17 protein-coding genes, 1 tRNA gene and 1 pseudogene are annotated in these 20,048 nt (G+C 66.0%); 5 read left to right on the plus strand and 14 right to left on the minus strand.

Going from position 1 to position 20,048, the window contains the following annotated elements:
- Window positions 1-41 precede the first annotated feature (41 nt).
- From A5787_RS11650 to A5787_RS11660, 3 genes are read right to left on the minus strand one after another with little or no spacing between them, the layout of a single operon-like run.
- The gene (locus A5787_RS11650) at window positions 42-1,646 is read right to left on the minus strand and encodes an esterase-like activity of phytase family protein (RefSeq protein ID WP_082977175.1); all 1,605 of its coding nucleotides are present in this window, start codon (window positions 1,644-1,646) and stop codon (window positions 42-44) included.
- Window positions 1,647-1,665: 19 nt separating this feature from the next.
- Window positions 1,666-2,448: a hypothetical protein gene (locus tag A5787_RS11655; protein WP_066966277.1), complete on the minus strand. Its 783-nt coding sequence runs from the start codon at window positions 2,446-2,448 to the stop codon at window positions 1,666-1,668.
- Between the two features lie 48 nt (window positions 2,449-2,496).
- Window positions 2,497-3,723 (minus strand): bifunctional 2-polyprenyl-6-hydroxyphenol methylase/3-demethylubiquinol 3-O-methyltransferase UbiG, encoded by a 1,227-nt coding sequence (locus tag A5787_RS11660; RefSeq protein WP_066966280.1) that lies wholly within the window; start codon window positions 3,721-3,723, stop codon window positions 2,497-2,499.
- A 155-nt stretch (window positions 3,724-3,878) separates the two neighbouring features.
- Between A5787_RS11660 and A5787_RS11665 the strand changes: the two genes are divergently transcribed.
- The gene (locus A5787_RS11665) at window positions 3,879-4,349 is read left to right on the plus strand and encodes a hypothetical protein (protein ID WP_066966283.1); all 471 of its coding nucleotides are present in this window, start codon (window positions 3,879-3,881) and stop codon (window positions 4,347-4,349) included.
- Window positions 4,350-4,554: 205 nt separating this feature from the next.
- Here the strand turns inward: A5787_RS11665 and A5787_RS11670 are convergent, their stop codons facing one another.
- From A5787_RS11670 to dnaK, 9 genes are all read right to left on the minus strand, one after another.
- A complete protein-coding gene (locus tag A5787_RS11670; protein WP_231993936.1) occupies window positions 4,555-5,565 on the minus strand; it encodes a hypothetical protein in 1,011 nt (336 codons plus the stop codon).
- Between the two features lie 191 nt (window positions 5,566-5,756).
- A complete protein-coding gene (locus A5787_RS11675) occupies window positions 5,757-7,445 on the minus strand; it encodes an FAD-dependent oxidoreductase (RefSeq protein WP_066966288.1) in 1,689 nt (562 codons plus the stop codon).
- Window positions 7,438-7,701, minus strand: a complete 264-nt coding sequence (locus A5787_RS26640) for a UBP-type zinc finger domain-containing protein (protein ID WP_082977176.1) — start codon at window positions 7,699-7,701, stop codon at window positions 7,438-7,440. Before A5787_RS26640 ends, A5787_RS11675 begins: the two co-directional genes overlap by 8 nt.
- Window positions 7,698-8,150, minus strand: a complete 453-nt coding sequence (trxA, locus tag A5787_RS11680) for a thioredoxin (protein WP_066966290.1) — start codon at window positions 8,148-8,150, stop codon at window positions 7,698-7,700. The genes A5787_RS26640 and trxA overlap by 4 nt, the downstream gene beginning before the upstream one ends.
- A gap of 13 nt (window positions 8,151-8,163) precedes the next feature.
- Complete coding sequence (clpB, locus tag A5787_RS11685; protein ID WP_066966293.1) at window positions 8,164-10,788, minus strand: ATP-dependent chaperone ClpB; 2,625 nt, start codon at window positions 10,786-10,788, stop codon at window positions 8,164-8,166.
- On the minus strand, window positions 10,770-11,087 hold the full coding sequence (locus A5787_RS11690; RefSeq protein WP_066966296.1) for a chaperone modulator CbpM: 318 nt from the start codon (window positions 11,085-11,087) through the stop codon (window positions 10,770-10,772). Before A5787_RS11690 ends, clpB begins: the two co-directional genes overlap by 19 nt.
- Window positions 11,084-11,998, minus strand: a complete 915-nt coding sequence (locus tag A5787_RS11695; RefSeq protein ID WP_066966300.1) for a DnaJ C-terminal domain-containing protein — start codon at window positions 11,996-11,998, stop codon at window positions 11,084-11,086. The genes A5787_RS11690 and A5787_RS11695 overlap by 4 nt, the downstream gene beginning before the upstream one ends.
- A gap of 6 nt (window positions 11,999-12,004) precedes the next feature.
- Window positions 12,005-12,529, minus strand: a complete 525-nt coding sequence (locus A5787_RS11700; protein WP_066966303.1) for a nucleotide exchange factor GrpE — start codon at window positions 12,527-12,529, stop codon at window positions 12,005-12,007.
- A gap of 6 nt (window positions 12,530-12,535) precedes the next feature.
- Complete coding sequence (gene dnaK, locus A5787_RS11705) at window positions 12,536-14,419, minus strand: molecular chaperone DnaK (protein ID WP_066966305.1); 1,884 nt, start codon at window positions 14,417-14,419, stop codon at window positions 12,536-12,538.
- A gap of 351 nt (window positions 14,420-14,770) precedes the next feature.
- On the opposite strand from dnaK, the gene A5787_RS11710 reads away from it, so the two are divergent.
- Entirely contained in the window at window positions 14,771-16,507 is a 1,737-nt protein-coding gene (locus A5787_RS11710) for a CdaR family transcriptional regulator (protein ID WP_066966308.1), read from the plus strand.
- A 140-nt stretch (window positions 16,508-16,647) separates the two neighbouring features.
- On the opposite strand, the gene A5787_RS11715 is transcribed toward A5787_RS11710, so the two are convergent.
- Window positions 16,648-17,100, minus strand: coding sequence for a DUF1931 family protein (locus tag A5787_RS11715; protein ID WP_066966311.1), 453 nt, complete (start codon window positions 17,098-17,100; stop codon window positions 16,648-16,650).
- A 185-nt stretch (window positions 17,101-17,285) separates the two neighbouring features.
- Window positions 17,286-17,359: transfer RNA gene (locus tag A5787_RS11720), tRNA-Leu, on the minus strand.
- Between the two features lie 358 nt (window positions 17,360-17,717).
- On the opposite strand from A5787_RS11720, the gene A5787_RS11725 reads away from it, so the two are divergent.
- The 3 genes and pseudogenes from A5787_RS11725 to A5787_RS26645 form a co-directional block, all read left to right on the plus strand.
- Window positions 17,718-18,551 carry a PE domain-containing protein gene (locus tag A5787_RS11725; RefSeq protein WP_066966316.1) on the plus strand — a complete coding sequence of 278 codons (834 nt, stop codon included), beginning with the start codon at window positions 17,718-17,720 and terminating at the stop codon, window positions 18,549-18,551.
- Window positions 18,552-18,616: 65 nt separating this feature from the next.
- Window positions 18,617-19,810: a PPE family protein gene (locus A5787_RS11730; RefSeq protein ID WP_066966319.1), complete on the plus strand. Its 1,194-nt coding sequence runs from the start codon at window positions 18,617-18,619 to the stop codon at window positions 19,808-19,810.
- A gap of 163 nt (window positions 19,811-19,973) precedes the next feature.
- Window positions 19,974-20,048: pseudogene (locus A5787_RS26645) on the plus strand (WXG100 family type VII secretion target); the annotation flags it as partial.

Raw genomic sequence — 20,048 nt, forward strand, 5'->3', positions numbered from 1 at the left:
CATCGCCGAGTGCGAGGGCGCCGACCTGCGCGCCAGACTCCTCAGCCGACTTTGATCGGCACCGTCACCGATTCGGTGGTGGCGGGTACCCGCGTGGTATCGACGACGAGGATCTCACCGCTGTCCTGGGTGCCGTTGGGCAGCATCTTGGGCTTGAGCTGAAACGGCGGCGCATCGGAGGCCAGGCCGGCCAACCCAAAGTCGCTGTCGTTGGCGAGAATCAGCGTGTTGCCGCCGTCCCGGCTGATGACCCCTTCGATATGGTCATGCCCGAAGAAATTGCCGTCGGCCGAGAGCGTTCGTACCAGATCCCCGACATCGAGCTTGAGCGCTTTGGTGGCGAGGGTGATGCCGGCGGCCTTGAGTTTGGCGCCGGCCGCCGCGTCGGTGCCGATGCCGACGAAGGTCTCGACGGGGACGCCGTCGATCAGGAGCCCGCCGGCACCGGCCTGATAGGTAGCCCCCGGGGCCGTGGAGTGCGGCCCGACATCGGTGGCCCCGGAGATGTCGGCCACGTAGATCTTCTTGTTGCCGTTGGGCTGCGGCGCGTCGTCGCGCTCGTCGATCAGGAACGTGGTCGCGCTCAACGCGGTGATTTCCGACACCGCGACCTTCGTCTGCTGCGGGTTGGCCAGTGGATAGAGGTACTCGTGCATGTCGCCGCGGTTGGCGAGGTTGATGCTCACGATCCGGGTCAGTGGGACGGACCGGGATGAGCCGACCAAGCCCGGGGTGGCCAGGGCCGATTGCATGATGCCCACCAGCGTGCCGCCGTCGGGGGTGATGGTCAGCCCTTCCATGCCCTGGTTCGGGCCGCGCAGCGCGAGCTCCGCGGGCAGGCTGCCGTCGAACGGCGAAAGACGTTCCAGCTCTTTGCCGTTGGCGTCGAAGTGGACGACGAACGGGCCGTACTCGTCGGACACCCAGAACGTGCCGTCGGGCATGGCGACCAGGCCCTCGGTGTCCAGGCCGTGGTCCGACTGCGGCAGGCGGTTGCCGTTGAGGTCCACCATCGACTCGCCGGTGGCGGCCCGCGGGTCGATCAGCCCCACCAGCGGCGCGCCGTCCTTCCCGGTCAGCGTGATGATCTGCTCCAGCGTCGCCACGCCGCGGGCGAGTTTGAGCTTGGCGATCTGCGGATGGAAATTCGGTACCGGAAGCACCTTTTCGCCGGGGGTGCGCCCGTCGACGTTCGGGCCCCGGTCGGACAGGCCGTAGATCTCGTCGGTGCTGCCGGGCACCGCGGCGATCGCGGAGCCGTGCGCGTTGGCCTGCACCGCGACCTCGCCGACGATCAGCAGCGGCGCCTCGTCCTCGGCGTAGAGCCTGACGGCGTGGCTGACGGTGACCGGAAGCTGATCCGTGCCGGTGAAGCCGGCGTCCGGCGTGTAGACCATCGCCCCGTAGGCGCCGTACGCGATGCTGCCGTGCGCGGGCTTGCCGAAGGCGACCGGCGTGACGCCGCCGGTGGCGGCCAACAGCTGTTCCGGCGAGATCATCAAAACCTTTCCCGCGGCGGTGCTCAGTTCCTTGAGCGACGGCGCCGAGAGCGACGGCGGGGGATCCGACGAGCAGGCCGCGACGGTGATCAACGCCGTTCCCGCCGCCAGCCACCCGGGCAGCGACGTCAGGCGAGGTGATGACATGAAGCCGATCTTTGCGCTTCTAACGCCGCTTATCCCGCACTTTGTAGGTAGAGGGCCACGACTTTTTGGACTCGTCGCCCGTCAGCGGCGTCCCCATCCCCCCGACCTTCACGTTGTAGGCCTCCTTGCCGGGGCCGACCTCGCGATTGGCGTGTTCCTGCGCCAGGTAGTAGAGCTCGTCGATGGTGGCCTCGTCGTAGGCGACGAACGAAGTCTCGCGGGCGAGGTCGTCGATGCCCGCCAGCATCCGGTCGGGCAGGAGGCGCGAGGCCAGCGCCGCGACGCCCAGCAGCGAGAACGGGATGACCCAGTAGCAGACGTAGGACAGCGGCGTCTTGGTGTCGAGGATCGTCGCGTCGGCGGCCACGATCGGCGGGATCGCCGCCGACGCCGTCATGCCGGCGAACGCGGCGATCCAGACCCAGGTCAGCAACCCGGCCATCCGGGCGAACAGCGCCGTCTTGACGACGTCGGCGGGGTGTTCGGCGGCGGCCAACGCGCGGGCGAACGGCTTGCCGAGCAGCGCGCCGGCCAGAGCAACCACGAAGATCCCGGCGTTGCCCAGCGGCAATATCCACCGCTGGTTGAAAGAGTCATCGAGCGCGAAGGCCAGGATCGTCAGCACCAAAAAGACCGCGGCAGAGCCGACTTGGAGTGGCTCCCACGGTTTGGCCGCCGAGCGATCGACCGCGATCACCGCGACGGCGAACGCCAGCGCGACCAGCGCGGCGGCGGCGAACGGAACGTTACCGACCAGCGCCCAATAGACGATCCACGGCGCAAAGCTAAACAGCAGGCCCACGAGGGGTCAGTTTATGAGTGACGACTTCGGGCACCGTCGGCGGCAAGGCTAACCGGTCGGGTTCGTGTTGAGCGCCATCGCCAGAAAGTCGAGCCGCCACAGCGACCGGAACAGTGTGCGCGCGGATTCCTGGAGCTCGACCTGGCTCTCGTTGGCCGCGCCGCGGTCGCGTGCCACGCACTCAACGATCTGCCGGATCGTGCGACGCCCGTCGACCTGCCGGACGAAGCGCAGCCGGGCGGGGTCGAGCTTCAGCTTCGCCCCGGGCAGGAAAATCTCCTCGCCCGACAGCAGGCACGCCGTGCGCGCCAGCGGAACGTAATCGAGCGATCCGTCCGTCGAGAAGTCGATCGTGTATTGCTCTTTCGGACGTTCGGGGCGACATGCGATGAAGAAGTGGGTGGCATTTGCCGGCTGCAGGCGTTCCATCACCGACCAGAGTTTGGTGTCGGGCAGTCGGTCCAGGGCCGCCGGGAATCCGCCGGCCGGGGCCACCAGGTCGTGCGGGTAGTACGGCGTCTTGTGAAACCATCCCTGGAATGTGAGCCCGGCCGAGCCGACGAGATCCAGGCACTCCTCGACGGTGTAGCTGCGTTGCCGGCTGTGCAAGAAGGTGTCGACGAGGGCGCCATCGGACAGCAGGTCGCGCGCCACCTTCAGGTAGCTCCGCACGGGGTGGTCCCCCGGCAACGTCGCGAGCGCCTCTTTGACCTGCTCGACCGACGCCTCATCCTGCGCCAGCCCGAGGTCGCGGAATACGGATTCGAGCATCTCGACGCCGACTCGGCCGTACTTCGCGTAGAGCATGACGCCCAAGGCCCCCTCCGGGCGCAGGCACTCGCCGAGCGCCCGCAATCCGGCCAGGGGATCCGCCATGTGGTGCAGGACGCCACTGGAGACGATGAGGTCGAAGTCGCCCGCGAGCGTGGACACCTCTTCGATCGGAAGCAGGTGCAGCTCCAAATTCCGCAATCCGTGCTTGCCCTTCAGATACCGCTCGTGCTCCAAGGCCGACCGGCTCACGTCGATCGCCGTCACTTTGGCGTCTCGATTCATGAAGGCGTAGACCGCCGCCTGGTAGGTGCCGCAACCCGCAATCAGGATGTCGAGATCGGGTCGGTATTCCCGGTCCGGCCACAAGACACGATGCGCCCAAAACGGATCGAACCAATCCCAGTGGCTTTTGGTCCAGGCCTCCAAATCGGTGACCGGGGGCGGGTAGTCCCACCGGTCGTATTGGCGCGAGACGCCATCAGCGCGCGGATCCTCGGTCACTTCGGCGCTGACTCCTTCGCGGGTGAATGCGTCACGATCGCGACCAACCTACCTACTGAGCCCGGCCGGTTTGCCAAATCGCGGTGAACCCGAACCTGTGATACACCATCAGAACCACCCAACGCATCGATGAGCTGCCCGGAGGGAGCAAGGTCATGGTTATCGCACGGCGCTTCGCCGCAACCGCAATGTTCGCCGCCTGGACCGTCGGTGCGGCCGGCACGGCGTGGGCGGACACACCGACGATGGACGGCAGCTACACCGAGACCGCGACAACTCCTGCGGGCGCGACCTTTACCAGCAGTTGGACGGTCAATTCCTGCGGCGACGGCTGCCTCTGGATCAAGGCCGGGGCGGGCAGCAGCCAAGCTCGGTTGGTCGACGGCCAATGGGTACTGGATACGCTCAACAACGTGAATTGCGCGGACGGCAGTTACATCCAATACGCGACGAGCACCCACATAACGTGGGATCCCAACACCCTTACCGGCACCGCTGAGCACACCTACGTCGTGCCGGCCTGCGGCCATCCGCCGGGCTACGCGCAGACGGACCACATAGAGATCAAGCAGACGCCGTCCTCGTCGTCGCCGTCACCGTCGCCGTCCGCCTCGCCGTCGTCCTGACGGGGCCGGGCGACTGTCCGGGCCGCGCCCCCAGCGGCCTGGGTATTGATCAGGGCCGCAAGTTCGAATCCTGCGGGGCACCATCTGACCAGCGCAGATGCGATCCCGCACAAGATTCGCACCACGAGGTCAAAGAGAAATCGGACTTGGTCGTTGCACGCAGGCTGGAGAAGTGGCAAGTCCCGTGCGGGGGGGGGGGCGTGCGTCAATTCGATTTGTCGAATCGCTGGCGTTGCCGCACCCCATACGCCGCGGCCTTCACGGCGTGGTCATCCTCCAACCCCGATCCCAGGGCACCGCCCAATGTTGCGACCGCCGCCACCAGCCAGGCCATCAGCAATAAGGATGAGAGGCTGACGGGGTGGCCGATATTTTGCGCGACCATTTGCGGTGGCAGCGTCCACCAGGCGGTCAGCAGCAGCAGGATGAACAGCCCGATGTGGAGAATGACGACGCCGATGGTCAGGGTGACAACGGTCGCTGCGTTGTACAGCACCGCGCGTTCACGTTCGCCGGCCGAATGCGGCCGTTCCCATAGTTCGTGGTGAAGGATGAGCCACGCGATCATCGCTGTACTCGCCAAGATCGTCGCCGCGCTCAATCGCCAAGGGCCCATCGTGTCGGACAACTGCCAAATTGTCGGATACGCAAGGCTCACGGCCCCAGTGGCGAACGCCGCCATCAACACCTTGGACATACCAGCAGCTAATCGCCACGGGCGGTTGGCGTAAACCATGCCCGTCAGAAGTTGCAGGCGTGACAAGGATGTGGGGGCGACGTAGCGGACAACGTCGTCCTCCTGCATCCGGGTCAGCCGCTTGACGGATCGGTTTTGCTTGTCCGACTGGCCCGTCACCTCCGCCACGATTGTCCGCGCTAGATTTTTCACCCGGCGATCGATGAACAAACCGCCCACTGCGGGGATGGAGATCAGTCCGAACCGGCTATGCAAGCTGATGTCAGCAATCACCGGCGTCGTCCCGAGACGTCGTGGTAGATCGGTCAGGTAGATAACGATGTCCTCGGTCTCGCCAGCCGGGTCGACGGTGCGGATCACCTCTAAGACCTCGGCGTGCTCATCGAACGGGTAGGCGTGGCGTCGCACAGACACGTCCCACTTGCCGTCCGCGGGAGCGCCGTCCGTCAGCGCATCCGAGAGCGAGTCAGAAAGACGTTCGGCGATCACCGCCGGAACACCGGGATCGGCGATTAGCAAGATTGATGACGGGGCTCGTGGCACTGGTTCGCGGCATACCCGTACCCCACACGGCCAAACGTCCCTGGTGACCGCGATGGCTCCGGCACGACAGCCCATCCGGCTGGTGCCGTATGGGTGGGTCCTTCCGAGTCGGGTTACCGGTTCAGCATTGCCAATGGTGGCCGACCACCCGGGGCGACCGCCGTGGATCAGGTCCCGAAGTAGTCGTGGATTTGGCGGATTGCCATAGCTCCTTCGCCGACCGCGGACGCCACCCGCTTGACCGAGCCACTACGCACGTCGCCCGCGGCGAACACGCCGGGCCGGCTGGTCTCCAGGATCATCGGCTGACGTTGCGCTGGCCGCTGATTGCCGTCAGTGTCCGAGTAGAGCGCGGCCGGGCCGGTTGGAATGTAACCGTGGTCGTCGAGCTCGATAGCGCCGGCGAGCCACGACGTGTTGGGGACGGCGCCGATGAAAACGAACAGGGCGCGGGTCTGGATCAGCTCACGCTCGCCCGTGCGTTTGTTTTCGGTAACCACCGCGGTGAGTGCACCGTCTCCGTGCACCTCCCGAATCTCGGTACACGACCGGACGGTCACGCGGGGGTGCTGGCGGATCTGATCGACGAGATATCGGGACATGCTCTTGTTCAGGTCGTCGCCGCGGATCGCGACATACACCCGGGAGACCCGCGCGGCGAGGAAGACCGCCGCCTGGCCCGCGGAGTTACCACCCCCGACAATGACGACGGGACCCGTGCCGCACATCAAGGCCTCTTGGAAGGTGGCGGCGTAGTACACGCCGTTGCCTTGCAACGATTCGATTCCCGGGACCGCGAGCCTGCGGTACCTGGCTCCCATGGCGAGCACGACGGCGCGGGCGACCACCGATTCCTGATCGGCGAGTTGGAGCAGATGGTGTCCGCCGTCGGATTCCAGCCGGGTAACTTCCGCGGAGACCATAATCCGCGCGCCAAATTTGCCGGCCTGCAGAACGGCCCGTTCGGCCAGGTCGGCACCCGAGATTCCGCCCGGGAATCCGAGGTAGTTCTCGATTCTCGATGACGTCCCGGCCTGTCCGCCGGTTGCTATCCGTTCCATGGCCGCCGTGGTCAGGCCGTCCGAAGCGCCATACACGGCCGCCCCCAGGCCGGCCGGACCAGTGCCCACCACAACGACGTCGGATTCGGCGGGCACGGTATCGGGCACCGGCAGCCCGACCCGGCGGGCCAGCTCGGTGGTTGTCGGGTTGCGCAGCACCTCACCGTCCCAGATCACCACCGGGGTGTCCTGGGGCGATACTCCGAACCGGTGCAGCAACCGCTCGGCGTGCTTGTCGCGCTCCAAGTCGATCCACTTGTGCGGTAACCGGTTTCGCGCCGCGAATTCCCGCAGCCGCGCCGTATCGGGGTCATAACAGGAGCCGATGATCCGAAATCCCGATCCTTCCTGGATCAGCAGCGAGCGGCGTAACAGGTAGGCGCGCAGGATGAGGTCACTAAGCACCGGATCGTGGGCGACCATGGCCCGCACCCGCTCGGTCGGTACCACAAGCACTTCGCCGGGTTCCACCACTTCGGCGGTGTAGAACGCGGCTTCACCTTCGAGGTCGCCCAGCTCCCCGAGGAACCTCCGGGGGCCGTGTATCCGGATCACGTGCCGATCGCCCGCGTCGTCGGTAGTGCTGACGGCTACCTTGCCGGACAGAATGACGAAAAAATAGTCGGAGCGCTCACCCTCGCGGACCAGCGTTTCGCCCGTGTCGACGGCGCGCCGGGCGCCCCCTGCCTCGAGGGTGACAATCTGATCGTCAGGCAGTCGCGGGTACGCACCGTATATGTCCGGGGTTTCTTGCACCGGCGTCGATGCGCGCCGGTCGGCGGCGACCTCAGACATAGTTCTGATCGACGTAGCACCAACGCCACGTCTCTCCCGGTTCCATGGACTGCACGATCGGGTGGCCCACCGTGTACGCATGCGCGCGGGCATGCCGCATCGGTGACGAGTCACAGCAGCCGACATGCCCGCACGTCAGGCACAGCCGGAGGTGCACCCACGGGGTGCCGAGCCGCAGACATTCCTCACAGCCATTCGTGTGCGGGCGCACCTGGCGAATCGCCGCCACGTGTGGATCGATATTCACAGAAGTCATGCGCGTGCCTCCTCCGTGTTGCCTGCCGACAGCGTCCGGTCCAGCCAATTGCGCAGCGCCGCAACGGGTGCGGCACCCGATTGCCGCCCCAGTACTTGCCCGTGGTCAAAGAGCAACAGTGTCGGCACCGCCTGAACCGCGAACCGTTGCGAGATCGCCGGCGCCTTGTCCACATCGACCTTGACCAGTTTGAGTTGTCCGGCGCGTTCGGTGGCGAGCTGCTCCAGCGCCGGGCTCACCATGCGGCACGGTCCACACCATGTCGCCCAGAGGTCGACAAGCACTGGAACCGAGGACTTTTCGGCAACGTCGGCGAAGTCCGGGTCGCCGGCCGCTGCGATCCACGGCAACCACTGGTGACAGTTTGCGCACCGGGGCTTCCCCGCGGCCGCCGCGGGTACCCGGTTGCGTTTTCCGCAGTGCGGGCATGTCACGATGTCGGCTTCCATGGCGTCACCTCCGTCAGGCCGCCAGGGCCGGTTCCGAATAGCCCACGGCAAGTTCGCCATTGCTCACGGTAACGCGGATCTTGCCCCCGCCCGCGATGTCGCCGCGTAGCAGCGCCCGGCCGATCTTGGTCTCCACCTCGTGGGCGATGTAGCGGCGCAGCGGCCGCGCACCGTACACAGGATCGTAGCCATGTTCGGCGATCATCCGGCGAGCGTCCGGGGTGATGTCGAGCTCGATTTGCCTTTCCGCCAACCGATCCCGCAACTCGGCCAGCTGCAGCTCGACGATCCGTTCGAGCTGCGGCATCGACAGCGGGGTGAACAATACCGTGTCGTCGACGCGGTTGAGGAACTCGGGCCGGAAGTGTCCGCGCAGTTCGGCCATCACCCGGTCGCGCGCGTCGGGCTTGATCTCGCCGTCCGCGGTGACACCGTCAAGCAGGTACTGCGATCCGATGTTGGAGGTCATGATGACCACCGTGTTGCGGAAATCGACCTGGCGTCCCTGCGCATCGGTGAGCCGGCCATCGTCGAGCACTTGCAGCAGGGTGTTGAACACATCGGCGTGCGCCTTCTCGATCTCGTCGAGCAGCACCACCGAGTAGGGCTTGCGACGCACGGCTTCGGTGAGCTGGCCGCCCTCCTCGTAGCCGACGTATCCCGGTGGCGCACCGACCAACCGGCTCACGGTGTGCCGCTCCTGATACTCGCTCATGTCCAGCCGGACCATGTTGTCCTCGCTGTCGAACAACGCGGCGGCCAGCGTCTTCGCGAGCTCAGTCTTACCGACCCCGGTGGGTCCGAGGAAGATGAACGACCCGATCGGGCGGCGCGGATCCCGGATTCCTGAGCGAGCGCGAATCACCGCATCGGCGACCAGCTGGACCGCCTCGTCCTGACCGATCACCCGCTCGTGCAGTATTTCGTCGAGCCGCAGCAGCTTTTCGCGTTCGCCCTCCTGCAACCGCGCGACCGGTATTCCGGTCCATGCGGCCACGATTTCGGCTATCTCGTCCTCGGTGACGACCTCGCGCAGCAACCGCTTTTCGCCCTGCTTGGACTTCAGCTGCTCCTCGGCCGCTTGCAGTTTGCGTTCCACATCGGTGATCTGGCCGTAGCGCAACTCGGCCGCCCGGTTGAGATCATAGTTGCGTTCGGCTTCCTCGGCCTCGTGCCGCAGCTGCTCGAGTTGCCCGCGCAGTTCCTGTACCCGCCGGATCGCCTGCCGTTCAGCATCCCATTGTGCGTGCCGGGCGTCGGCCTCCGATCGCAGGTCGGCCAGTTCTTTGCGAAGTTCCGCCAGACGGGACTTGCTGGCCGAGTCGGTCTCCTTGGCCAGCGCCGCCTCCTCAATCTCGAGCCGGGTAACTCGACGGGTGATCTCATCCAACTCCGCTGGCATCGAGTCGATTTCGGTGCGCAGCCGCGCACACGCCTCGTCCACCAGGTCGATCGCCTTGTCCGGAAGGAACCGGTCGGTGATGTAGCGGTGCGACAGGGTGGCCGCCGCCACCAGGGCCCCATCCTGAATCCGCACGCCGTGGAACACCTCGAGGCGTTCGCGCAGGCCGCGCAGGATCGAAATGGTGTCCTCGACGTCAGGTTCGTCGACCAGCACGGTCTGGAACCGGCGCTCCAACGCGGCATCCTTTTCAATGTGCTTACGGTATTCGTCGAGCGTGGTCGCGCCGATCATGTGCAGCTCACCGCGGGCGAGCATCGGCTTGAGCATGTTGCCGGCGTCCAGGGACCCCTCCGTCGCCCCCGCTCCGACCACGGTATGCAGCTCGTCGACGAACAGCAGGATTCGGCCCTCGCCCGCCTTCACCTCCGACAGCACCGCCTGCAGCCGTTCCTCGAATTCGCCCCGATACTTCGCACCTGCCACGAGCGAACCCATGTCGAGCGAGAAAATTGTCTTGTCCCGCAGGCCTTCCGGGACGTCGCCGCGCACGATCCGCTGGGCCAGGCCCTCCACGATCGCCGTCTTGCCGACTCCGGGATCGCCGATGAGCACCGGATTGTTCTTCGTCTTGCGGCTGAGGATCTGGATCACCCTGCGGATCTCGGCGTCTCGGCCGATCACCGGGTCCAGCTTGCCGGCGCGGCCTTCGGCAACCAGGTCGCGGCCGTACTTTTCCAGCGCCTCGTAGGCGCCCTCCGGCGATGCTGACGTGACCCGCTGGTTGCCGCGGACCTTGGTCAGCGCGGCGAGAAACGATTCGCGGGTGATGCCATGGGAGGCCAGTATCCGTCCGGCGGCACTCGCCGATCCCTCTTCGGCGAGGGCGATGACGAGGTGCTCCACCGACACGTATTCGTCCTTGAGCCGCTTGGCTTCCCGCTCGGCAGCCTCCAGCAGGTTCGCCAGGCGCCTGGTGACGGACACCTGGCCTGGCGCAGCGCCGGGGCCGGTCACCCGCGGGCGCCGATTCAGCTCGCGTTCCAGGTCCGCACGCAGTGCCGCGGTCTCGGCACCCGCCTGATCAAGCAGCCGGGGCACGAGGCCCTCGGGCTGGTCGATCAGCGCCAACAGCAGATGTTCGCCGTCGACCTCGTTGTGACCCATCCGGGTCGCGACGCTCTGTGCTTCGGCCAACGCCTCCTGTGACTTCTGCGTCAGCTTGTTGATGTCCACCGCGATGTCCTCCTTCGGCGAGAAGCGGATTCCAGCTCTTCGATGTGGTCCAGCAGGTCGAGCACCAGCCCGATCGCCGCGTAGTTCAGTCCCAGGCCGGCCCTCAACCGCTGGACGCGGGCAACTGTCACCAGCGCAGATGGCTCGAACCAGAGATCGCCGCGGGCATCCTGCTGGCAAGCCACGAGGCCGAGCGCCACCAGCCGGCGCACCATGTCGGGATGCAACGCGCAGCGTGTCGCGAAGACGTCGAGCTCCATTCGGGGCCGCCGCGCCAGGACATAGCGTGCTGCGGTCATCGTCCCCTCCTCGGGTCGAACGTGGACACCGTCGCCAATTGCTCGAACAGCTCGCGTTCCCGCGCAGTGGGTTTCGGTGGCACCATCACCTTGATTTCTGCGTAGAGGTCGCCTGCGGCGCCGCGCGGGTTGGGCATGCCTTCGCCGCGCATCCGCAACCGCCGACCGGTCGACGACCCTTGCGGCACCTTAACTTTCGCTTCGCCGCCGGGACTTCGAATAGCGATAGTGGTCCCCAGCACCGCCTCCCACGGCGACACCGGCAGGTCGACGGTGACGTCGCGTCCGTCGAGCCGGAATCGGGGATGCGGCTTGATATGCACCCGCAGGTACAGATCTCCGGCCGGTCCATCGCCGCTACCTCGGCCGCCCTCTCCCACCAGCCGTATCCGCTGACCGTCGATGACACCGGCGGGGATGTTGACCCCGTAGTTGCGGCCATCGAGTGAGAGCTGCCGTTTGCCGCCCCGGTAGGCCTCCTCGACGGTCAGCTCCAGCACCGCTTCCTGGTCGGCGCCCGGAATCGGCCCGAATCCGCCACTGCCACCGAACATGTCGCCGAAAAGGTCTTCGATGTTGATGCCGCCGGCGCCGCCGAAGCCCTGGCCGTAGCGCACCCGAGCGCCGGAGGGTCCGCTTCCGCGGAAGCCACCCGCGCCGGCGCCCACCCGCTCCTCCCAGTCCCCGGGAACCTTGCGGAAGTCTTCGCCGAATCGGTCGTAGCGCTTGCGGGTTTCGGGGTCCGAGAGCACGTGATAGGCCTCGTTGACCTCCTTGAACCGTTCTTCGGCCGCTGGATCCTTATTGACGTCGGGGTGATACTTGCGGGCCAGTGTGCGGAACGCCCGCTGGATCTGATCGGCGGTCGCGTCCCGCGACACCCCGAGTACGTCGTAGTAGTCGCTGGCCACGAGGCGTCACTCCCCGCGTCGGCTGACCACGACGGCCGCCGGCCGCAGTTGCCTCGAACCTTCGCCGTAGCCCGGTCGTAACACTTCGAGAACCGTCCCGGGCGCGCTGTCCGGCTGGTCTACCACACCGACCACCTCGTGACGCTCCGGGTCGAAGGGAACCCCTGCCTCCGCATCGCGTTGATAGCCGAGCTGCTCGAGAACTTGTAGCGCTTGTTCGAGAATGCTCCGCACGCCCTCGAGGACCGCGTCGGACTGGTCACCGGCATGACTGATCGCCCGCTCCAGGTTGTCCACGATGGGCAGCCACGCGCCGGCCACCCTGGATCGTTCCATTGCTCGTTCGCGGTCCAGTTCGCGGGCATACCGCTTGCGCGCATTGTCCAGATCGGCGACGGCGCGCCGCCAGCGGTCTTCGAATTGGGCGCGTTCCTTGTCTGAATCGGATTGAGAGGCAACCGTTTCTGGCGGGTGCTCGTCGACCCGGCCACCGTCCTCTTCGGTCTTGGAATGTTCTGCGGGGCTGACCATTGCGGCTCAGCCCCGGTCGAACTCGGCGTCGACCACGTCGTCGTCACGCACTGGAGAGCCCTCGCGCTCGCCGTTCGGTTGCCCGTTGCCGCCACCGGACGGCATGGGTTGCAGCCCGTAAAGCACTTGCTGCAGTTCGGACGTCAAGGACTGGACCCGGTCCATCGGTGCGTCTTCCTGCACGGCTTGGCGCGCGTCGGCGACCAGCATCTCGGCGCGTGCGCGATCGTGCGGCGCCGCCGAGTCGCCCAGTTCGGCAAGCCGGCGCTCCACCTGGTATGCCGTCGAGTCGAGCGCGTTGCGCGCCTCGACGGCGGCACGCAGTTGCTCGTCCTCGCGACGGTTGGCCTCGGCCTCGGCGAGCATCCGCTCCACCTCGGACTTATCGAGGTTCGACTGCTCGCTGATGGTGATGCCCTGCTCGGCGCCGGTGTCCTTGTCGCGCGCTGTGACGTGCAGGATGCCGTTGGCGTCGATATCGAAGATGACCTCGATCTGCGGCTCACCCCTGGGTGCCGGGCGGATGTTCTCCAGCTTGAATCGACCGAGTACGCGGTTGTCTCCGGCCAGCTCCCGTTCACCCTGCAGCACAACGATATCCACGGCCGGCTGGTTGTCCGCCGCGGTGGTGAACACCTCGCTGCGCCGTGCGGGGATGGTGGTGTTGCGCTCGATGATTTTGGTCATCAGTCCGCCAGCGGTTTCCACACCCAGCGACAATGGGGTGACGTCGAGCAGCAAGACGTCGGAAACCTCGCCCTTGAGCACACCGGCCTGGATCGCTGCGCCGAGCGCGACGACCTCGTCGGGGTTCACGCTCATGTTGGGGTCGTTGCCCCCGGTCAGACGGCGGACCAAAGCCTGGACTGCGGGGATCCGGGTGGAACCTCCCACCAGGATCACCTCGTCTATGTCGTTCGCGCTCACCTTGGCGTCGCTCATCGCCTGTTTGACCGGACCCATCGTTCGCTCAACCAGGTCCGCGCTGAGGTCCTCGAACTTCGATCGCATGATCGTGGTGGTCAAATGCTTGGGTCCGCTGGCGTCAGCGGTGATGAACGGCAGATTGACCTGGGTTTGCGCCACCGACGACAGTTCGACCTTGGCCTTCTCGGCCGCCTCGAACAGCCGCTGCAGCGCCTGCGGATCTTTCCGCAAATCGATGTTGTTCTCCCGCTGGAACTCATCGGCGAGATAGTCAACGAGCCGGCGGTCGAAGTCATCGCCGCCCAGGTGCGAATCACCGGCCGTGGCGCGGACCTCGACCACCCCATCACCCACGTCGAGCAGGCTGACGTCGAACGTGCCGCCGCCCAGGTCGAAGACGAGCACCGTCTCGTGCCCCTTCTTGTCCAGCCCGTAGGCCAGTGCCGCGGCCGTGGGCTCGTTGATGATGCGCAGCACGTCGAGGCCGGCGATCCGGCCCGCATCCTTGGTGGCGTTGCGTTGGGCGTCGTTGAAATAGGCCGGAACGGTGATCACCGCTTCCTTGACCCGCTCACCGAGGAACTTGCTGGCGTCGTCGACGAGTTTGCGTAGCACCTGCGCGCTGATCTCCTCGGGCGAATACTTCTTGCCGCGTACTTCGAACCGGGCGGCGCCACCCTCGCCCTCGACCACGTCGAAGCTGACGGCCTTGGCTTCTTCCGATATCTCGTCGAAGCGGCGGCCGATGAATCGCTTCGCCGAATAGATGGTGCCCTTTGGGTTCATGATCGACTGGCGCCTGGCCAGTTGCCCGACCAAGCGCTCACCGCTTTCTGCGAAAGCCACCACCGAGGGCGTGGTCCGCGCCCCTTCGGCATTGGGGATCACGATCGGTTCCCCGCCCTGCCAGGCGGCGATCACCGAGTTAGTTGTCCCGAGGTCGATGCCTACCGCTGTCGCCATCGTCTATTCCTTTCGGTTGTCGCCGGCGAGGAGTGCTCCTACGCCTGCCGCCCATGCCGATCCCAGTCATGGCGTCCTAAGTTGCGAAGGTCGTCTCACGCAAGCGCCGACCGCGGCGGATCCACAGCGCACGCGCCGTAACGCGCGTCGTATTTCGCTCCCCAACAAGGAGTCTGGCAATCCGTAGTGGCTATCGCGTGCGCCCCGTGAGCCGAAAATCTGGACTCTGATTCGTCCTGTCAGCACCACACTGGAGTAGGTTGTGTTTCGGAGACCGCGTGGGCATTTTCAGGCCCGGAAAAGGCGGTTCGTAACGCCAACATTGGGTATGTGGTTCCTCGTGCGTGAACGATGAAGCACAACGCCCCGCAGGGGGGGACCCGCCAGGCCGAACAGGCTTGGTCAAGGGATTTGGCGGCGCTGTCGCGCGTCAAGTTCAGCGACTCCGACGTCGGCGAGATCTTCCGGGTCGCGGCCCTCGCCGTTGGCACCCTCACGTCCTGCCAAGTCGAGGCCAGTTACCGAGCCGTTGACCGGGGATTCGTTCGCTTTCCAACATCCCAGCCGGCACACCCTGACATCGAACGGCACCGGGAGTCCCGCTGGGACGGACCGGTCGATGCAAACGACGGCCGGTGGGGGTGGGCGTTCCCGCTGAGCCACCGACGCACCATCAACGGGTGTCTGGTGGTCAGCGCCGCCAGTGCACCGTCGAGAAATCAGATCCAGTTGTTGATCAACCTGGCCCAGATGACCGGCGCCGCCCTGGCAAATGCCGCAATGTATGACCGCGACGCCGGTATCACTGCGACTCTGCGAAGGACGAACGCTCGTCTGGAGGTAGCGAATCGCGAACTTGTCACAACGGTCTCGCGGCTGCAGCGGCAGACGAACGTGCACGAAGCATTGAGCACGGCGGTGGCCGCGGGAACGGGCGAGCAGGGTATTGCGGACGCGCTGTACGACCTGACGGGGCAATCGGTGGGCATCGAGGATCGGTTCGGCAACCTGCGCTGCTGGGCCGGACCCGAGCAACCGCGGCCTTACCCCAAACTGACTGCGGACGCGCGCGAACTCGTACTGCACGAGGTGGCCGCCCAGGCTGGTCAGGCACGAATCGGACATCGAGTGCTCGCGCTCGTCCAATCCCGTGCTGAGATCCTCGGTGTCCTCGCGTTGAACGTCCCGGACGACGAGGTGACCGAGGACAACTTGTTCGCCCTGCGCTATGGCAGCTCCGTTTTGGCGTTGGAGCTTTCCCACCAGCGAACGGTGGCTGAAATCGAACTCAATCTGCGCCGCGATCTTGTCGACGATCTGTTGGCCGGCACCGAACGGGACGGGGCATACGCTCGTGCCTCCGCCCTTGGTCATGACCTGCGGCGCCCACACTATGTGGTGGTGGTCCGAGGTGGCGGTCGCATCGAAAGTACCCTGGCGATCGCCGCCGGGCGCGCCGCGAACGCTCTGCATCTGAACTACCTGCTCGGGCGTCATGCGGGGCTGGTTGTTCTGCTCACCGACGGCCGCCCGGATCCGCCGGCGTTACACCGCGCAATCAGCGAAATCCTTGGCGAGACCACCAGCGCTTTTGGTATCGGCTCCCGATGCTTGTTGCCCGATGATTTTCCGCAGTCCTTCCTCGAAGCGCGCCGTGCCCTCAATATCCGGCTGCGCTCGGTGAACCCGGAGGGCGCATCGGCGTTCGACGAACTCGGTTTCTATCGCCTCATCGACGCCGCGCATGTCGACGGGACAGTCGAAAGTTTCGTGCGCGAATGGCTGGGGACACTCCTCGACTACGACTTCAACAGGAACGCCGAGCTCGTCCTGACCCTGAGCGATTACCTGGAATGCGGCGGGAACTATGACGACTCCGCAGCTGCACTGCATATTCATCGAAGCACGCTGCGCTACCGGCTGGCGCGCATCGCTGAACTCACCGGCCACGACCTCCGCAGCGTCGATACCCGGTTCAACCTGCACGCTGCGACGCGGGCATGGCGATTCCTCAACCGCGATGAGTTGAGCGGGGATCAGCTGCAACAGGCGCCTAGGGTAGGCCGTTGCCCGACTCATGAACCGTGATCTTGCTTGACTTGGTGCTTTCCGCTTTCGGTCCATGAACGGTCAGCACCAGATGCACTATCGACGCCTCGCTGTCGCCGTCCCGGCGGCCCGCGATTTCACACGCTCGGGTCAGTCACGATCGGTAGGGACCCTCGGCATCAGAACACCAGCCGGAATAGCTCGAACACGCGGTTCCAGTGCTCAGTCGACGGGTTGGACACCGTTGGGTCCACTATGCGAAACGAACGGGCCAGCGCGATACTCAACCCGCCGAACAGCTCTGGCAGCAGCTGCTCCGTGTCCTCGGAGAATGTGACGTCCCCGGGTGGTTGTCGCACCACCTGGCGCAGTAGCTCGCGGATCTCCTCGGCTTCCTCGAGCTTGTCGAACTCGCGCATTCGTTCCTGAACGCCCTTGGTCATGGGAAGGTCCTGCGCAACGACTACGTCACGCCCGTTCCACTTGGCCGAGTTGCGCCCGGCGATAGCAATCTCATCGAGCTGCTCGTCGACGAACTCCCGGAAGCGACGTACGTCGTTCTTATCGATGTTGATGCTTGCGACCGAGCGGAAGAACCGTTCGAACACTGGAATACCCGACGGATGGGTCACGCGTTACCTCCAGTCGGTAGACAAGGCTGACACCTAACGTTGGCATTTCGTCGGTGACGCCGAACCGGACCCGCAGGTGCAATCTCGCCGGGCCGCTTCGGCCCGACAGGTCAATACGCGCGGACGATTCCGCCGCGAAGTCAGGCGTGTCCGAGTAGGTCTAGGGCTGAACTGGCCTTTTACCGTGCCCCCAGTCGGACTCGAACCGACACTGGACGGATTTTAAGTCCGCTGCCTCTGCCAATTGGGCTATGGGGGCCCGGCGGCGAATCTAGCGCGCGAAGCGCGGCCGCGGGGCGCCGCATCCCACCCAAAAGCGGCAAAAATCTGGAGGTGCGGCCCCGGCGCCCATCGCCTAGGATGCGCGCGCGGCGCGCCGTTCGGTCGTTTGCCGGCGAATCTCAGATGACAGGGCTATGTCGCCCGGCGGGACCTTGTTAAAACTGCCCGCGTCAGCGTTAAGAAGCCGTAAACGCCCGTCACCCTAGCCTTTTCCGTCGGGAATGTGGAGTCGTGCCTCGTTAACCTTACGCCGACGCACAGGAGCCGGTACGCCAACGCACAGGTCGGTTGCCCGCAAGGGAGATCGGCAATTTTCCGAACACTAGGAGCACTAGATGTCATTTCTGACAGCAATCCCTGAAGAGTTGCTAGCCGCGGCAGCGCAGCTGGAAGGAATCGGCAATTCACTGACGGCGCAGAACGCGGGCGCCGCGGCGCCGACGACGGCCGTCGCTCCCGCAGCCGCCGACCAGGTCTCGGCCCTGCAGTCGGCGATCTTCTCGACCTACGGCACCCTGTACCAGCAGATCGCCGCCGAGGCTCAGGCCATGCAGCAACAGTTTGTGACCACCCTGGGGTTGAGCTCTGGCACCTACGCCCAGACCGAGTCCGCCAACGTGGCCGCCGCAACACCCGGCGACCTCATCAACCAAATCAGCACGCTGCTGGGTGGTCCCTCCGGCAGCCTCCTGGGACAGCCCTCCAGCCTGTCGAGCAACCTGGGCAACTTCATCAACATCGGTGGTGGCAACTGGACGTCGGCCGCGTCCGACCTGCTCGGCATGGCCGGTGGCGGTCTGCTTCCCGCCGCCGCCACTGACACGGGTGACGCCGCCGCGGCGGGCGCCGCGGACGCCGCCACTGCTTCCAGCGTCACCCCCGGTGGGGGCATGGGCATAGGCGGAATGGCGGTCGGGGGCCTCGGCCAGGCCACCATGGTCGGCAAGCTGTCGGTGCCGCCGAGTTGGGCCGGGACCTTCACGCCGGGCGCCAGCCCAGTCACCGCCGTGCAAACGGTGGGCTGGACCGGCGCCGCGCCGCAGGCCGGCACGGGAACGATCGTGCCGGGAATGCCCGGGCTTGGTGGGGCCGCGCGCAACAGCGCCGGCTTCGGTGCGCCGCGCTACGGTGTCAAGCCCATCGTCATGCCCAAGATCAAGGCGGTCTAGGCAGCCGCGCCCACTCGGTCTAGTCCACAACACCTAAAACGGTTAATAGAGAACGGGATACAGAAATGGTCTTAGATTTCGCAGCACTCCCCCCCGAGATCAACTCCGCACTCATGTACACCGGCGCCGGTGCCGGACCCCTGATGGCGGCGGCGACGGCCTGGAACAACCTGGCCGCCGAATTGAGCACCACGGCGTCCTCCTGGGAGTCGATCGTCGGGACGCTGACCGGCGAGCAGTGGACGGGCGCGGGTTCGGCCGCGGCTGCGGCCGCCGCCGCCCCCTATATGAGCTGGCTGACCACCACCGCCGCGGCGGCCGAGCAGGCGGGCGCGCAGGCGTCGGCGTCGGCGGCCGCGTACGAGGCGGCCTTCACGGGCACGGTGCCCCCGCCGGTGATCGCCGCCAACCGGGCCCAGCTGGCGGCCCTGGTCGCGACGAACTTCCTTGGTATCAACACTCCGGCGATCATGGCCACTGAGGCGCAGTACGTCGAGATGTGGGTCCAAGACGCGGTCACCATGTACACCTACTCGGCCGCCTCAGCGGCGACCGGGGTCCTGCAACCGCTGCTGCCGGCGGCGCCGACCACCAACCCGGCCGCGGCCGGCATCCAAAGCACCGCGGTTTCGGCGGCGTTCGCGAATGCCACGGCCTCGCCAGCGGCGTCGGGCCTGGGTGGGATCATCGGCAATCTGACGAATTTGCTCAACGGCGGGTACATCGGCGAGGGCATCTGGAACGCGTTGCCCGCGGGCGTGCAGACCTTACTGACCGACGCCGACGGCCTGCTCGGCACGCCGGTCATATTCAACGCGCTGAACGGGGCGGTGAACACCGCGGCCTGGTTCGTGATGAACGCCATCCCGACCGCGGTATCGCTCGGGCACACCCTTGCCGCCGCCGCACCGGCGGCCGCGGCGAGCGACGTGACGCCGCTGGCCGGTGGTGCGATCATCGGCGAAGGCGCCCTGGTGAACAGCGTGAACGGCGGCATGAGTGCGGGACTCGGCGAGGCCTCGGCGGTCGGCGGCCTCTCCGTTCCGGCCAGCTGGTCCTCGGCCGCGCCGGCGACGTTGGCTTCGTCCACGGCTCCCCTGGACGGTTCCGGTTGGACCGCGGCCGCGGAGGCCGAGCCCGTCGCGGCGATGCCCGGCATGCCCGGAATGGCGGGGGCCGCCAAGGGCGCTGCCGCCTACGGCTCGGGCCCGCGGTACGGGTTCAAGCCCATCGTCATGCCCAAGCAGGTTGTCGTCTGATCCCGGGACAAGGGAGGGAAAAAAGAAAGGATATGTCACCCATTCGAGGCGAACAATTAACCGGTGCGCCTTAATCTATGCGTGATGCGGCTACCACCGCATCGATCACAAACTGACAAGACTTCGTCAAGCTGAAGGCTTCCGAGACAAGGAGAAAGAAGACATGGCAACACGTTTTATGACCGACCCGCACGAGATGCGGGCGATGGCGGGCCGTTTTGAGGTCCACGCGCAGACC

The sequence above is a fragment of the Mycobacterium sp. 852002-50816_SCH5313054-b genome (genome assembly GCF_001667185.1).
In the GTDB taxonomy this organism is placed as follows: Bacteria; Actinomycetota; Actinomycetes; order Mycobacteriales; family Mycobacteriaceae; genus Mycobacterium.